Genomic DNA, 13,118 nt, shown 5'->3' with positions numbered 1-13,118 from the left:
CGCGTCGACTGGCTGCGCGCGCCCCGGGGCGAGGAGCCGGTGGTCCTGGTGCTGCCCGGCGGCAGGGCCAGCTCGCGGGCCCAGCCCATGCCCCTCGGGCTGCCCCGGCTGCGGATGCTGCCCCTTGCCCGCGCCGTGCAGCGGGCGCTGCCTGACGTCGCGGTGGGCACCGTCCGCTACCGCTACCGCGGCTGGAACGGACACCACCAGGACCCCGTGCACGACGTGCGGGCCGTGCTCGCCGAGCTGGTCGGCACCTCTCCGGTGGTGTTGCTGGGCCACTCCATGGGCGGGCGCACCGCGGTCGCCGCCGCCGCCCACCCCCGTGTGGTCGGCGTGGTGGGTCTGGCGCCCTGGCTGCCCGACGGGGAGAGCGTGTCCACCGTGCGCGGGCGCACCGTGGTGCTCGCCCACGGAGACCAGGACCAGCTGGTGCCCGCCCGGCTCTCCGCCCGCTGGGCCGAGCGCGCCCAGGGCGTCCCCGACCGGCTCGCCCGCTTCGTGGTGACCGGCGACAGCCACGCCATGCTGCGCAGAGCCCGCTGGTGGACCTCGCTGGCGGTGTGGGGCTGCCGCGCCGCGCTGGGCCGAGAGGTCGACCCCGTGCTGCAGGCCGCCTTCGACGCCGGGGCCCAGGGCGAGCTGGCGCACCCCGGTTGATCCCCTCGGCCCTCGGCGCCGCGGTGGCGGCTGGAAGTCGCTGCCGCGGGCCCGGGAGCGCAAGATGAGCGGCGTGCTGGATCTGGCTGAGGTGCGCGCGGGCGGCAGGGCGCCGGTGATCGGGCTCGGCCGGCCGTGACCCAGCGGGGATGGGTGGCGCTGGCGCTGGCCGGCTCGCTGCTGCTGCCGGCGTGCACCGGCTCGGACACCTCTTCCTCCACCGCGTCGCAGACCCCCGCCCCCGGCAACCCCCCGGTGGCCGACGGTCCCGCCGAGCCAGGGCTGGCACCCGCCCCGAGCGTCGCCCCGGTCGGCCGCACCATCGCGGTGGGCAACAACCCGGAGGCCGTGGTGGTGGGCAGCGACGGCACTGCGGCGGTGGGGCTCAAGGGCCCCGACGGCATCGCCCTGGTGGACGTGGCCGCGGGCACGGTGCGCCAGGTGGTGCCCACCGACGGCGGTGCCCCGCGCCACCTCGACCTGGCCGCCCCTGGGGGGCCGGTGCTCGCGCCGCTGGAGCAGAACGACACGGTGCTGGAGGTCAGCCTGGCCGACGGGGCCGTGCTGCGCCGCACCACGGAGGTTGGCCGCAACCCGCACAACGCCGTGCGCACCGCCGACGGCACGGTGGTGGTGAACAACGAGCTCGGCGGCGGCGTGGTGTTCCTGCGCGAGGGCGCCGTCGTCGGTGAGCTGCCCGCCGGACCGCCGCAGCCGGGCGGGCTCGCCGCCGTGGGCGGGTACGCAGTGGTCTCCGACGTCCGCGGCCAGGGGTTGTGGGTCTACGACGCCGCGCAGCGGACGCTGGTGGCGCAGACGCCGCTGGGCACCCAGCTCACCCACACCATCGCGCTGGCCGCACCCGGGCAGACCCAGGGCACCGGCAGCGCAGCGGGGGTGGTGGCCGTGGCCGACACGGTGGGCGAGGCGGTGTACCTGGTGCGCGTGACCCCGCCCGACCACCGCCAGGGCCGCCCCGACGTGCAGCTGCAGGTGCTGGCCCGGATCGCGGCGACAGGGAGGCCGTACGGCCTGGCCTACGACGCCGCCAGAGCGTTGCTGTTCATCACCCGCACCGCCGACAACCAGCTGGCGGTGGTGGACGTGGCCGACCCGCGGGCGCCGCGCACCCTGGGGACGCTGCCCACGGTGCGCCAGCCCAACTCGGTGGCGGTGGATCCTGCCTCGGGGGAGGTCCTGGTGGCGGGCAACACCGACGGGCTGCTGCAGGTGATCCCCCAGGACCAGGTGCCCTCGCGCTGAGCCAGCGCCACCCGTCCGTGCCTCAGGCTCGGTCCGCGCCGGTGCGGGCGCGCAGCCGCCGCAGCTCCCAGGTCCGCTCGTCCGGTCCCAGCACCCGCAGGACCCGGGCGTAGGTGCGGTGCTGGCGCCAGGTGCTCCCGCACACCACCGCCGCCCCGACCGGGAACACCACCAGACCAGGCACGGCCGAGCCCGGCACCGCACCGCCCAGCAGCACCACCAGCAGGTAGACCACCGTCGCGGCGACCAGACCCCCGGCCAGCAGCTGCGCGGGTCGGCGCTGCTCCAGGCGCACCCAGGCGTAGCGGCGGGCCAGCTCCCGCTCGGTGGCGTCGGTGCGGGGCAGCCGGCCGGAGTCCACGTCGGACTGCACGGCCCGCAGCCATCCGGGGCCGCTCTCCCAGCCCAGTCGCTCGGCCAGGGCCTGGGTCTGCCCGGGCTCGGCCGCCACCACCACCGCACCCGCTGCCGCGCCGGCCAGCACGCACAACAGCGTCACCCACCAGCTGCCACCGGAAGCGGCCAGCCCGACAGCGCCCAGGTACACCAGGCCCACCACCGCGGCACCGAGCGCGCGAACCCGTCGGGGTGCGGCGACCAGGCGCGTGCGCAGCCCCACCCGGTCGGGGGCGGTCGGCGGCGCGGTGCGGCGGGCCGGCCGGGCCCCGCTCGGGCGGCGGCCAGGGGGACGGGGCGCACGGGTGCTCATCGGAACGGGTCCTCCGTCTCCCACGCGGTGGGCACGCTGACCTGCACGCCCTCGGCCGCGCCGCGCTCGGTGAGAAACCGCAGCGAGGCGGCGAAGCTGTCGACGAAGAACGGCAGCGGCTGCAGCGGCTTGCTCAACGGACGCCAGAACCGGTCCCAGTGCACCGGCACCACCCGGCGAGCCCCGGTGCGGGTGACCACCTCGCGCCAGTAGGCGTCGCGGAACTCCGCCGAGCGCCGGCCCAGGGTGGCCACCCCCAGGTAGACGGTGTCCGCCACCACGCCCGCCAGTGCTCCCGGGATGAAGTTGGTGCTGGCGTGCACCAGGACCGCGCCGTCGGGGTGATCGACGTGGATGGAGTAGCAGCCACCCTCCTTGTAGCTGCGGATGGAGCTCGGCGGGCGCAGCGGACGGTCGATCACGCCAGGGAAGGCCGGCCGCGGGGTGTGCGCGGCGGGGAAGAGGGTGACCGCGAAGCTGCCGTAGCGCACGGTCTCGCCGGTGGTTGCCACGCGGACCTGAGCGGCGTCCAGGCCGTGCCCAGCACCGATCTGGGCGGTCGAGGCCGAGCCCACCAGCTCAGCCCCGGTGCGCCGCGCCACCGTGGGCGCGTCGAGGGCGTGGTCGTGGTGGGAGTGCACCACCACCACCGCGTCCAGCCGGTCCACCCCGAGCCGGGTGAGGGCGGAGCCGATCAGCGCCTCGTCCGGGCGGACCGAGCCCATGACCGAGCGCAGCAGGCCAGGCCGGGTGAGGAATCCGTCGGTGAGCACCGCAGAGCTGTTGTCGCGCAACAGGACGCTGGAGACGCCGAGGAAGGTGGCCCGCACCCGGGTGAGGGTACGGGCGGGGTCAGGGCCGCAGGATGATCTTGCCGTGGGTGTGTCCGGTGAGGATCTTGCGGTGGGCGTCAGCGGCCCGGCTCAGCGGGAAGGTCTCGTCCACCACCACGGTCAGCGCACCCTCCTCGGCCAGGGCGACCAGCTCCATGCGGGCGGCGTCGCGCAGCGCGGTGCCGGGGTCGGCGCCGGGACCGTTGCCCAGCACCTTGATGCCCGTGTCACCGCGGCCGAACGCGGCGATGGTGGCCACTCGGGCCGGGCTGCCCACCAGCTGCAGCGACACGTCCACCGCCTCGTCGCCGCCCACCGTGTCCACCGCGGCCTGCACCCCGTGCGGAGCGAGCTCGCGGACCCGCTCGGCCAACCCGGCGCCGTGCTCCACCGGCTCCGCGCCCAGGGAGCGGAGCAGGTCGTGCTGCGCGGATCCGGCCGTGCCGATGACGGTGGCGCCCCACGCCCGGGCGATCTGCACCGCCATCAGGCCCACCCCGCCGGCGGCGCCGTGCACCAGCACCGTCTCACCCGCGGCCACCCGGGTGGCGGTCAGCGCGTGCACGGCGGTGGTGCCGGTCAGCATCAGCCCGGCAGCCTGGTCCCAGCTGTAGTGGTGGGGCCGGGGCAGCACCGCGCGGCCGGGGACGAACACCTCCTCGGCGTAGCCGCCGCCCACCCGGTAGCCGATCACCGCGTCTCCCACCGACACCGTCCCGGCGGGGCCGACCGCGCCGCCCGGGCCGACCGCCTCCACCACGCCGGAGACCTCGAAGCCGAGCCGCATCGGCAGCTTGGCGGCGTCGTCGCCCATCTGGCCGCTGTAGAGCTTGACGTCGATGGGGTTGACCCCCGCGGCGTGCACCCGCACCCGGGCCACCCCCGGTGCAGGCTCGCGGATCTCCTCGTCGTACTCCGCCAGCACCTCGGGTCCGCCGTAGGCCGTGGCCGCCACGTAGGTCGTCATGCACTGTGAAACAGATCACGGGCGGTGGCTGTTCCCGCGCGGGCTGGCACTCGACACGCCTTGTGTGCCAGCGGGGTCCGCGTCCAGGATGTCCCCTCGCCGTGGAGGAGGTCCGTGATGCCCGGACAGACGAGCGCCAACGTCGAGGTCGCACCGCTGCACGTGGGTGGTGAGCTGCGCGGATTCATGGTCAGCGGCCGGTGGCCGGCCTCCACCCGGGAGTGGACCCAGCTGCTGGTGCTGGCGGTGCGCACCGCCGCGGTGCCGGGGCTGCTGCCCACCACCACTGTCTTCGGCGTGCACGAGGAGTGCCCCGACGATCCCGACCTGCGCGCGGTGGGGATGGTGACCGCGGAGGGCCCGGTGCTGGGCGAGGGAGCGGTGCAGCCCGGCCGCTTCGCCGGACACCAGCCGCCCGCGCTGCTGATGCTGCACCCGCCGTCGGAGACCACCCCGTCGCTGCCCGAGTGCGCCGGGGTGGCCTCGGGGTGCCTGCTGCTGCCGGGCATTCCGTACCTGGGGCTGGCGCACCGGGCAGCGTGGGTGGAGACCGAGCCCGGCGGGACGATCACCGGGCTGATCAGCCGCGACGGTGTCGATCCCAGCCGTGACCCGGACACCGCCGTGCTGGCGATGCTGCTCGCCGCCTAGCCCTCCGACCCGTTGCGCTAGATGCCGATCCGCTCCCGCACGCCGTCGGTGAGGGTGCGGACGGTGGACACCGGGCGGAAGGCGCGGGCGGCGTCGGTGAGCGCCGTTCGGGCGTCGGCGGGCAGCTCCAGGTCGGCGGCGGCCACGTTGAACTCCAGCTGCTCCACGCTGGACGCCCCGGGAATCACCACCACCTGCGGCAGGCTGAGCAGCCACGCCAGCGCCACCTGGGCGGGCTTGGCGTCCACCCCGGCGGCCACCTCGCGCAGGGTGTCCAGCAGCGGCGCCACCCGGCGCAGGTTCTCGGTGCCGAACAGCGGGTTGGCCGCCCGCACCCCACCGGGCCGGTTGGCCACGCTGTACTTGCCGCCGAGCAGCCCCTGGGCCAGCGGGCTGTACGCCATCACCATGCGGTTCTCCCGCTCGGCGAAGGGCACCAGGTCCTCCAGCGGGTCGGCGTGGGCCAGGGAGAACTGCACCTGGTTGCTCACCACGGGCTGCCCCAGCGCCTCGTCGGCCTTGCGCCAGCGCTGCAGCGAGTAGTTGGACACGCCCACCGCCCCGATGCGGCCCTCCTCCAGCAGGCTGCGCATCCCCGGCATGATCACCGAGTCCGGCACCACCGGGTTGGGCTGGTGCACCTGGTACAGCGGGATGGAGCTCAGCTCCAGCCGCTTGGCGCTGCCCTCCGCCCGGCGCCGCACGAGGGGTGGGAACGGCGCCACCGGGAACACCTTGCTGGCCACCACCACCTCGGCGCGCTCAGCCCCCAGCGCCTCGGCCAGGATCCGCTCGCTCTTGCCGAAGCCGTACACCTCGGCGGTGTCGAACAGCGTCACGCCCAGCTCGCGAGCCCGCCGCACGATGTCGCGGGCGGCCCCGGAGGCGTAGCCGTCGCCGTAGCCCCACTCCTTGGAGCCGAACTGCCACGTACCCAACCCCACTCGGCTGACCGGACCAAGACCGCTGACCTCCAGGAACTTCATGGTCCCAGTGTGGGTCACCCGGGCCCGTGGCGACACCGGAGAGGCAGCAGCCACGCCCAGGTGTCAGGCTCTGGGACATGATCCGCACTCTCCGCCGCAACGCCCTGCTGGCCGCCCTGGTCGCCCCCGCCACCTTCGTCGGCCGCGCCGCGTGGGGCCTGCCCCGCGCGCTGGGCGCCTCCCGGTCCCAGATCCGCCCGTACGCCGCGGGCTCGTCGCACTACCGCGACGGCTCCTTCCACAACACGCTGCCCTCCGACGGCGTGGTCGCCACGGAGGGCGGCTCGCTGGCCTGGTCGATGATCACGCGTCGGCACGGCGGACGGCCGTCGCGGCCGGTGCCCCTGGTGGAGCCCGACCTGAGCACCCCGGCCGCCGAGCTCGCCGCCACCTGGCTGGGCCACGCCACGGTGCTGGTGGAGGTCGACGGAGCCACGGTGCTGGTCGACCCGGTGTGGTCGGACCGCGTCTCGCCCTCCCCGGTGATCGGCCCGCGGCGCATCCACCCGGTGCCGGCCGAGCTGTCCGAGCTGCCGCAGCTGGCCGCGGTGGTGATCTCCCACGACCACTACGACCACCTCGACCTGCCCACGGTGCGCGCCCTGCTGCGCACCCAGAGCGCGCCGTTCGTGGTGCCGCTGGGCATCGGCGCGCACCTGCGGGGCTGGGGCGTGCCCGACGAGCGCATCGTCGAGCTCGACTGGAACCAGCACACCACCGTGGGCGGGCTGACCATCACCTGCACCGAGGCCCGGCACTTCTCCGGCCGCTCGCTGCTGCGCGACACCACCCTCTGGGCCTCCTGGGTGATCGCCGGACCACGCCACTCGGTGTTCTTCGGCGGCGACACCGGCTACACCCCGGCCTTCGCGGGCATCGGGGAGACCTACGGCCCCTTCGACCTCACCCTGCTCCCCATCGGCGCCTACGGCGACCAGTGGCCGGACATCCACATGAACCCGGAGGAGGCCGTCCGCGCGCACGGCGACCTGGGCGGCGGGCTGCTCATCCCCATCCACTGGGCCACCTTCAACCTGGCCTTCCACTCCTGGCCCGAGCCCGCCCAGCGGGTGCGCGAGGCCGCCCTGCAGCACGGCGTGGCGCTCGCCGTGCCGCGCCCCGGGGAGCGGGTCGTGGTGGACGAGGCCCCCGCGCTCGACGACTGGTGGACGCCGCTCAGCTGAGGCGCTCACGCAGCGTCATCACTCACGTTTCGGGGGACCTGTCCCACCTCAGTGCCGAATGTCCGAAATGCGTCGCTTGTGCCGCTCGCGCCATTCTTTCCTGCGAATTGACGCCTCGCCGCGGACGCGGGTCAGACGAACGTGTGCGGCCGTTCTCCGACCTTCTTGTTCCGAATGACCGAGTTGATGAACGCGGCACCGATGAAGCCGACCCCGATCAGTCCGGTGATGACCTCGGGAACCTCGTACTCCACGGTCACCAGCAGCAGCACCGCCAGCGCCCCGATGGCCCAGTGCGCGCCGTGCTCGAGGTAGACGTAGTCCTCCAGCGTCCCCTTGCGCACCAGGTACACCGTGAGCGAGCGGATCCAGAAGGCTCCGACGCCCAGGCCGATCGCGATGATGAAAATGTCCTGGGTGATGGCGAAGGCCCCCACCACGCCGTCGAAGGAGAACGACGCGTCGAGCACCTCGAGGTAGAGGAACAGGAAGAACGCGGCCTTGCCGCTGGCCTTGGCCAGGGTGCTGGGGCCGCTGCCGGCCGCGCCGGCGGGCTCGAGCGCGCTGCCGTCCGCCTGCCTCGCGTCGGCGCCGACCGGGACCAGCTCGGCCTCGTCGTCATCGTCCTGGGCGCCCTCGAACAGTGATCCCAGGCCGTTGACCACCAGGTACGTGACGATGCCGAGCACCCCGGAGAGGAGCACCTCGAAGGACTTGTCCCCGGAGTGCGCGTGCGGGCCGAAGAAGCCCGCAGCCAGGGCGAGGGCGATCAGGGCCACCGCGACGGAGACCTGCTTGAGGGCGCCGATGCGGGCGAGCGGACGCTCCAGCCAGCTCAGCCAGGTGATGTCACGCTGCTCGAACAGCCAGTCCAGGAACAGCATCCCCAGGAACATGCCGCCGAAGCCGGCGATGGCGGGGTGTGCGGCGTTGATCAGGTTGGCGTACGTGCCGGGCTCGTCGATCGAGCCGCCCTCCAGCGCCAGGCTCACCACCTCGACCGGGCTGATCTTGGCCGTCACCGCCACCAGCAGCAGCGGGAAGATCAGCCGCATGCCGAACACCGCGATGAGCACGCCCACGGTGAGGAAGATGCGCTGCCAGAACTCGTTCATCCGGACGAGCACCTTGGCGTTGACCACGGCGTTGTCGAAGGACAGCGAGACCTCGAGCACGATGAGGATCGCCACGATGGTCAGGGCCGCCGGCCCACCCACCAACAACGTGCCCACCAGGGCCGCGATGGTGATCGCGACAGACCAACCAAAAATTCTGAACACAGCACAATCCTTCGGCGCAATAGGGAAAGGTCGCGAGAACGACGGAAGTGTACTGAGAATTCTGCGGCTGCCGTTATTGGGCTGCGAACCAGTCGACGATCTCCGCGCCGGCCCGCACTCCGTGGTGCTGGGTGACGGTGAGGTGTGGTGCCGCCCACCCGGTGTCGTGCAGCTCGCCGTGCCGGGGCCGGATGGCGAGGTCGGCGGCGGCGAGCAGGTCGGTGTCCAGCAGCGAGTCGCCCGCGGCGAGCATCCGGTCCGCGCCCACTCGGCGGCGGACCTCTGCCGCGGCGGCGGACTTGCGCAGCCGCTCGGGCACGCAGTAGACCTTGCGGCCCTGCATCGACACCGTCCACCCGCGTGGCAGGCAGAACTCGCTGAGCTCTGCGAGCCAGCCCGCCGGCAGGTCGTCGCGCTCCACCACCGCGTAGACGAACAGGTCCGAGGCCACCCGCACGGTGCGCACGAACTGCGGCGCGGGCTCGAACCAGGCGCGCACCTCCGCCAGCGGGGCCGAGGCCGCCAGCAGGGCGTCCACGTGGGTGGACCAGTCGCCGTCCACCGCGCCGTCGACGAGCAGCCGGCCGCCGTTGGCGCAGATGGCGTAGGCCGGCGGCGGGCCGGGCACCTGCACCCGCTGGTACTGCTCCACGGTGCGGGTGGTGGTGGGCACCAGCACGTGCCGGGTGGCCACCTCGGCCAGGCACCGGGCGGCGTCGGTGAGCATGAACGACTGCGGCGCTCCCTGGTAGAGCTCCACGCACAGCAGCGACGGCGCGTCGGCGTCCGCGCAGTCCAGGGCGAGCGCCGCGGCGGAGTAGATCAGGGTGCGGTCGAGGTCGGCACAGATGACCGTGGGTCCGGGCGCGCTCACGCCGGCACCTGCGCGGCGGCGCCGTCGGCCCCGGTAGCGCCGCGGGTGTAGCGCGGGTGGATCAGCCCGACGCAGGAGTAGGCCAGGTCGGCCACGTCCTCCACCGGCACTCCTCGCCGCTCGGCGAGCAGCAGCACGTGCCCCAGCTCGGCGCGGGCGTCCGGGCGCACCAGCACCTTCCACGGCACCCGCCGCAGCAGCACCCGGGTGGTCTCCCCGACGCCGGGCTTGACCAGGTTCTCCTGCCCGATGCCGTAGGCCTCGCTGATCTCCCGCACCGCCGCCCAGCCCGACCAGGTGGGCTCGCGGTCGCCGGCCGCGACGTGCGGCCAGGAGCTGGCGACCTCCGTGCGAACGGCGTCGAAGTGGGCGGTGACGGCGTCCAGGAAGTCGATGGAGACGTCGGAGCCGGCCAGCTCGGCGTAGAACTTGGCGCCGTGGAAGTCGGCAGGTCCGATGTGCGTGGCGTTGAGCACCGTGCGCGACACCAGGCCGGAGACGGTGGAGTTCAGGCAGGCCGAGGCGATGAGGTAGTCCTCGCGGGTGCCGAAGGTGCGCACGCAGCGCCCGGGGTCGGCCAGCACCGCCAGGTCGGGGTTGAACCGCGCACCGGTGGCCAGCTCGTGCTCTGCCAGGGCAGCGGTGAGCTCGGAGGTGATGGCGCCCTTGCCCGTCCAGCCGTCCACGAACACCACCGCGGCGGGGTCGTGGTGGGCGGCCAGGTAGCGCAGCGCCACCGGGTCGATGCCGCGGCCGCGCACGATGGACACCGCGTAGTGCGGCAGCTGCAGCCCATGCACGTGCTGCGCCCAGCGGCGCACCAGGATCCCCACCGGGGTGCCGGCGCGGGCCAGGGAGGCCAGCACCAGGTCGGGTCCGCGCTCGGCCAGCAGCAGCTCGGTGAGCACCCCGACGGCGTGGGCCAGGCGGCGGGCGGAGCCGGTCAGGGCCTGCTGGAACAGGGCCAGGTAGGCCGGGTCGGGCTGGTACTCCACCGGCAGCGACTCCGCGTAGTGGGCCCCGCCGTTCTGCACCGCCTCCTCGCGCTCCTCCACCGGTGCCTCCAGCGCGACCGTGGAGAGGTCCTTGAGCAGCCAGGTCACCTCGTCGGCGGCGTAGGAGCCGAACTCCGGGCCGTGCAGCGGGGTGGGCAGGGGGCCGGCGCTGGGCAGCGTCACCAGCAGCACCGGGGCCGGCAGGGCGTCGAGCAGGCCGGCCAGCTGCGGGGTGTCGGCCACGTCGTCGACCACCACCACCACCGCGTCCGGGCGGCCGACGTTGTAGGCGAAGCGCCGGCCGGGCCCGTCCACCGGGTCGTCGTGGGCGGGAAAGGTGATGCCGCCGCGGATGGCGTAGCCGGGGTCGTCCACGGCCAGCACCGGCGAGCGGGTGGTGGTGGAGCTGCGGACCGCCACGCCGCGGTCGTCCAGCCGGTCGGCCAGCGCCTCGGCCAGGCGCAGCGGGGCGTGCATCAGCTCCTCGGTGCCCAGCACCAGCACCGACCCGCCGGCCGGTACCTGCAGGGCCGCGTCCAGCTGGGCGGCCAGCGCGGGCAGCACCTGCTCCAGCTGGGCGCGGTGCGGGCGCTGCACTCCGTGCCGTCCCCCGTCGGGCAGGGTCACGGGCCAGTCCAGCGCCACCCGCCGCACCGGGTGCGGCGGGGCGGGCGCGGGCTGCGGCGTGCTGTGGGCCTGCACCAGCTCGGCGCCGCGGCGCAGCGCGTCGGCAGGCACCTGCACCCGCCCGCGGGCCAGCGACACCACGCTGACCTGGGCGCCCAGCTCGGTGGCCAGCTCCTGCAGGGCGGCCTCGTCCTCGGCGCTGCGCAGGTCGATCAGTGCGGCCACCACGTAGCGGGGCCGCGGGGCGATGGCGTGCAGCATGGCCAGGGTGTTGCGCACGGTGCGCCCGGTGGAGAGCTCGTCGTCCACCAGCACCAGCGGTCCGGTGCCGGTGAGCAGCTCGGGGCTGCGCGGCAGCAGCCGGTGCTCGGTGGCGTGCGAGTGCTCCTCGGCGAAGCGGCCCAGCTGCACCGCACCGGCGGGGTGGCGGCGGGTGGAGTGCAGGTACACGTCGGCGTCCAGCGCCTCGGCCACCAGGTGTCCGAGCCCGGTGGCGGTCTCGGCGTAGCCCAGCACGCAGACGTCCTCGCCCACACCGGCGCCGCCCAGGGCGACGGCGCGGTCGCGCAGGTCGCGGGCCGCACCGTCGTGGCCGGCCAGCGCCGCCCGCACCGGGTCCTGCCAGCCGGTGGGCGCGGGTGCGCCCAGCTCGGCGGCCACCCGGGCGCCCAGCAGCAGCCCGGCCGCGCGCACCAGCCGCGGGTCGGTGGGGACGTGCTTGCCCAGCACCCGGGAGACCAGCAGGTGCGCCCGCCGCGGGTTGCGCCGCAGCGCCAGGCCCACCAGCTCCTCCACCCGGAGGTCGTCGCCGCTCGCGCCCTGCAGCTGCACCCCCAGGTGCTCGTGCACCCAGGAGCCCGTCCACCCGCTCACGCGGCGTCGCTGGCGGTCAGCAGCTCCACGTAGGAGACGTCCTCGGCCGCCACCCCGAACGCCGCGGCCCGCAGCTGCACCTTGTGCGCCCAGGCCCGGTGGGGGTTCACCTCGTTCATCTTGTTGCCGTACTCGCTGCGCAACACCCCGCCCGGCGAGGTCGCGGCCAGCACGTCGTTGGCGTCGGCGAACTCCTCGTGCGTCACCACCGACAGCGCGTGCACGGCGGTGACGTGGCTGGGGTGGATCACCGTCTTGCCGGTCAATCCGTTCACCTTGTCCAGCTGGACCTCGCGGATCAGCCCGTCCAGGTCGTGGCGCAGCAGCGCCGACCGCAGCTCCTGGGCTCCGTGCTCGGCGAACACCGAGGCCCGCAGCTGGGGCTTGAAGATGCGCTCGCCGCCGGTGAAGTACTCCCACACCGGTCCGGTGATGGTGAACCCAGTGCCGTCGGCGCGGCCCAGCACGTTGACCACGTCGGCGATGGCGTTGCCCACCAGCCGCACGTCGTAGATGGTCATCTCCGCGGTGCGGCGCAAGCCGAACACCCCGGAGAAGTCGCTGGCACCCAGGCGCACCGCCAGCACCTGCTCGCGCGCCTGGTTGAGCAGCGCGCGGATGCCGGCCAGCGCCTGCGCGCGGGTCTCCAGGTAGAGCACGTCGGCCGACTCGATCACCGGCATCGCCCACAGCCGCACCCCGCTGTCCGAGGACGCCTGGGCCAGCGCCTGCAGGTAGCCCGCCCCGTTGTGCACGGTGAACTTGGGCAGCACGAAGCCGCTGAGCAGCGTCGTCGCCGGACCCAGCCGCCGCACCAGGTCGCCGATCTGCTCGGCGGTGCGCACCCGCACGAACAGCCGCGGCCTGGGGGCGGTGTCGGCCTGCAGTGCCACCAGCTGGTCCACCAGGTTCTGCTCCGCCGCGGCCAGCTCGGTGTTGGCCACCGAGTCCTCCAGGCACAGCACCATGCTGGTGACGCCGGCGGCGCGGCTGCGCACCACGTCGCGCGCCAGGTTGGGCCGGGTGGCAGGGCAGTACAGGGTGGCGCCCAGGTGGGTGGCCAGCAGGTCGTGCGGACTGTCCGCGGTCACTGGCTGGGGTGGCTTGCTGAACAACGACGCACGCACGTCCTCAGCGAGGAAGTCGAAGTGGATCACGGGTTGTCTCCTCGGCGAGCGGCGGTGGTCGTCGCCGTCAGTCTGCCCGTTTGCCCCAG

General features: G+C 74.3%; 12 protein-coding genes. 4 read left to right on the top strand and 8 right to left on the bottom strand.

Annotation, left to right across the window (positions count from 1 at the left end; genetic code table 11):
• The first annotated feature begins 39 nt into the window (after window positions 1–39).
• Complete coding sequence (locus AC3YO9_RS05075; RefSeq protein ID WP_489982334.1) at window positions 40–660, top strand: alpha/beta hydrolase; 621 nt, start codon at window positions 40–42, stop codon at window positions 658–660.
• A gap of 135 nt (window positions 661–795) precedes the next feature.
• Complete coding sequence (locus AC3YO9_RS05070) at window positions 796–1,923, top strand: YncE family protein (protein WP_489982333.1); 1,128 nt, start codon at window positions 796–798, stop codon at window positions 1,921–1,923.
• A 22-nt stretch (window positions 1,924–1,945) separates the two neighbouring features.
• Here AC3YO9_RS05070 and AC3YO9_RS05065 read toward each other — a convergent pair whose 3' ends face one another.
• The 3 genes from AC3YO9_RS05065 to AC3YO9_RS05055 are packed head-to-tail and all read right to left on the bottom strand — an operon-like array spanning window position 1,946 to window position 4,432.
• The gene (locus AC3YO9_RS05065; RefSeq protein WP_489982332.1) at window positions 1,946–2,632 is read right to left on the bottom strand and encodes a hypothetical protein; all 687 of its coding nucleotides are present in this window, start codon (window positions 2,630–2,632) and stop codon (window positions 1,946–1,948) included.
• Window positions 2,629–3,462 (bottom strand): MBL fold metallo-hydrolase, encoded by an 834-nt coding sequence (locus AC3YO9_RS05060; RefSeq protein WP_489982331.1) that lies wholly within the window; start codon window positions 3,460–3,462, stop codon window positions 2,629–2,631. Before AC3YO9_RS05060 ends, AC3YO9_RS05065 begins: the two co-directional genes overlap by 4 nt.
• 22 nt (window positions 3,463–3,484) lie before the next feature.
• The gene (locus tag AC3YO9_RS05055; protein ID WP_489982330.1) at window positions 3,485–4,432 is read right to left on the bottom strand and encodes a quinone oxidoreductase family protein; all 948 of its coding nucleotides are present in this window, start codon (window positions 4,430–4,432) and stop codon (window positions 3,485–3,487) included.
• A 117-nt stretch (window positions 4,433–4,549) separates the two neighbouring features.
• Between AC3YO9_RS05055 and AC3YO9_RS05050 the strand changes: the two genes are divergently transcribed.
• Entirely contained in the window at window positions 4,550–5,083 is a 534-nt protein-coding gene (locus AC3YO9_RS05050; protein ID WP_127781639.1) for a peptidase, read from the top strand.
• A gap of 17 nt (window positions 5,084–5,100) precedes the next feature.
• Here AC3YO9_RS05050 and AC3YO9_RS05045 read toward each other — a convergent pair whose 3' ends face one another.
• On the bottom strand, window positions 5,101–6,069 hold the full coding sequence (locus AC3YO9_RS05045) for an aldo/keto reductase (RefSeq protein WP_489982329.1): 969 nt from the start codon (window positions 6,067–6,069) through the stop codon (window positions 5,101–5,103).
• A 77-nt stretch (window positions 6,070–6,146) separates the two neighbouring features.
• On the opposite strand from AC3YO9_RS05045, the gene AC3YO9_RS05040 reads away from it, so the two are divergent.
• Complete coding sequence (locus AC3YO9_RS05040) at window positions 6,147–7,253, top strand: MBL fold metallo-hydrolase (RefSeq protein WP_489982328.1); 1,107 nt, start codon at window positions 6,147–6,149, stop codon at window positions 7,251–7,253.
• A 131-nt stretch (window positions 7,254–7,384) separates the two neighbouring features.
• Here the strand turns inward: AC3YO9_RS05040 and AC3YO9_RS05035 are convergent, their stop codons facing one another.
• The 4 genes from AC3YO9_RS05035 to AC3YO9_RS05020 all read right to left on the bottom strand — a co-directional run bounded on the left by AC3YO9_RS05035 (window position 7,385) and on the right by AC3YO9_RS05020 (window position 13,059).
• A complete protein-coding gene (locus AC3YO9_RS05035; protein WP_489982327.1) occupies window positions 7,385–8,533 on the bottom strand; it encodes a DUF475 domain-containing protein in 1,149 nt (382 codons plus the stop codon).
• A 73-nt stretch (window positions 8,534–8,606) separates the two neighbouring features.
• Entirely contained in the window at window positions 8,607–9,407 is an 801-nt protein-coding gene (locus AC3YO9_RS05030) for an HAD family hydrolase (RefSeq protein ID WP_489982326.1), read from the bottom strand.
• Window positions 9,404–11,902: a phosphoribosyltransferase gene (locus tag AC3YO9_RS05025; protein ID WP_489982325.1), complete on the bottom strand. Its 2,499-nt coding sequence runs from the start codon at window positions 11,900–11,902 to the stop codon at window positions 9,404–9,406. The genes AC3YO9_RS05030 and AC3YO9_RS05025 overlap by 4 nt, the downstream gene beginning before the upstream one ends.
• Window positions 11,899–13,059 carry an HpcH/HpaI aldolase/citrate lyase family protein gene (locus tag AC3YO9_RS05020; RefSeq protein ID WP_127781633.1) on the bottom strand — a complete coding sequence of 387 codons (1,161 nt, stop codon included), beginning with the start codon at window positions 13,057–13,059 and terminating at the stop codon, window positions 11,899–11,901. The genes AC3YO9_RS05025 and AC3YO9_RS05020 overlap by 4 nt, the downstream gene beginning before the upstream one ends.
• Window positions 13,060–13,118 lie beyond the last annotated feature (59 nt).

Source organism: Rhodococcus sp. Z6_132, from assembly GCF_058133635.1.
Note: the sequence above shows the minus strand (reverse complement) of the source record. Positions and strands in the feature narration are given on the sequence as shown.

What these genes read in the sequence shown, in the direction of transcription:
- AC3YO9_RS05065 (WP_489982332.1), bottom strand. Translation starts at nt 2,632, where the DNA reads ATGAGCACCCGTGCGCCCCGTCCCCCTGGCCGCCGCCCGAGCGGGGCC.
- AC3YO9_RS05055 (WP_489982330.1), bottom strand. Translation starts at nt 4,432, where the DNA reads ATGACGACCTACGTGGCGGCCACGGCCTACGGCGGACCCGAGGTGCTG.
- AC3YO9_RS05050 (WP_127781639.1), top strand. Translation starts at nt 4,550, where the DNA reads ATGCCCGGACAGACGAGCGCCAACGTCGAGGTCGCACCGCTGCACGTG.
- AC3YO9_RS05045 (WP_489982329.1), bottom strand. Translation starts at nt 6,069, where the DNA reads ATGAAGTTCCTGGAGGTCAGCGGTCTTGGTCCGGTCAGCCGAGTGGGG.
- AC3YO9_RS05040 (WP_489982328.1), top strand. Translation starts at nt 6,147, where the DNA reads ATGATCCGCACTCTCCGCCGCAACGCCCTGCTGGCCGCCCTGGTCGCC.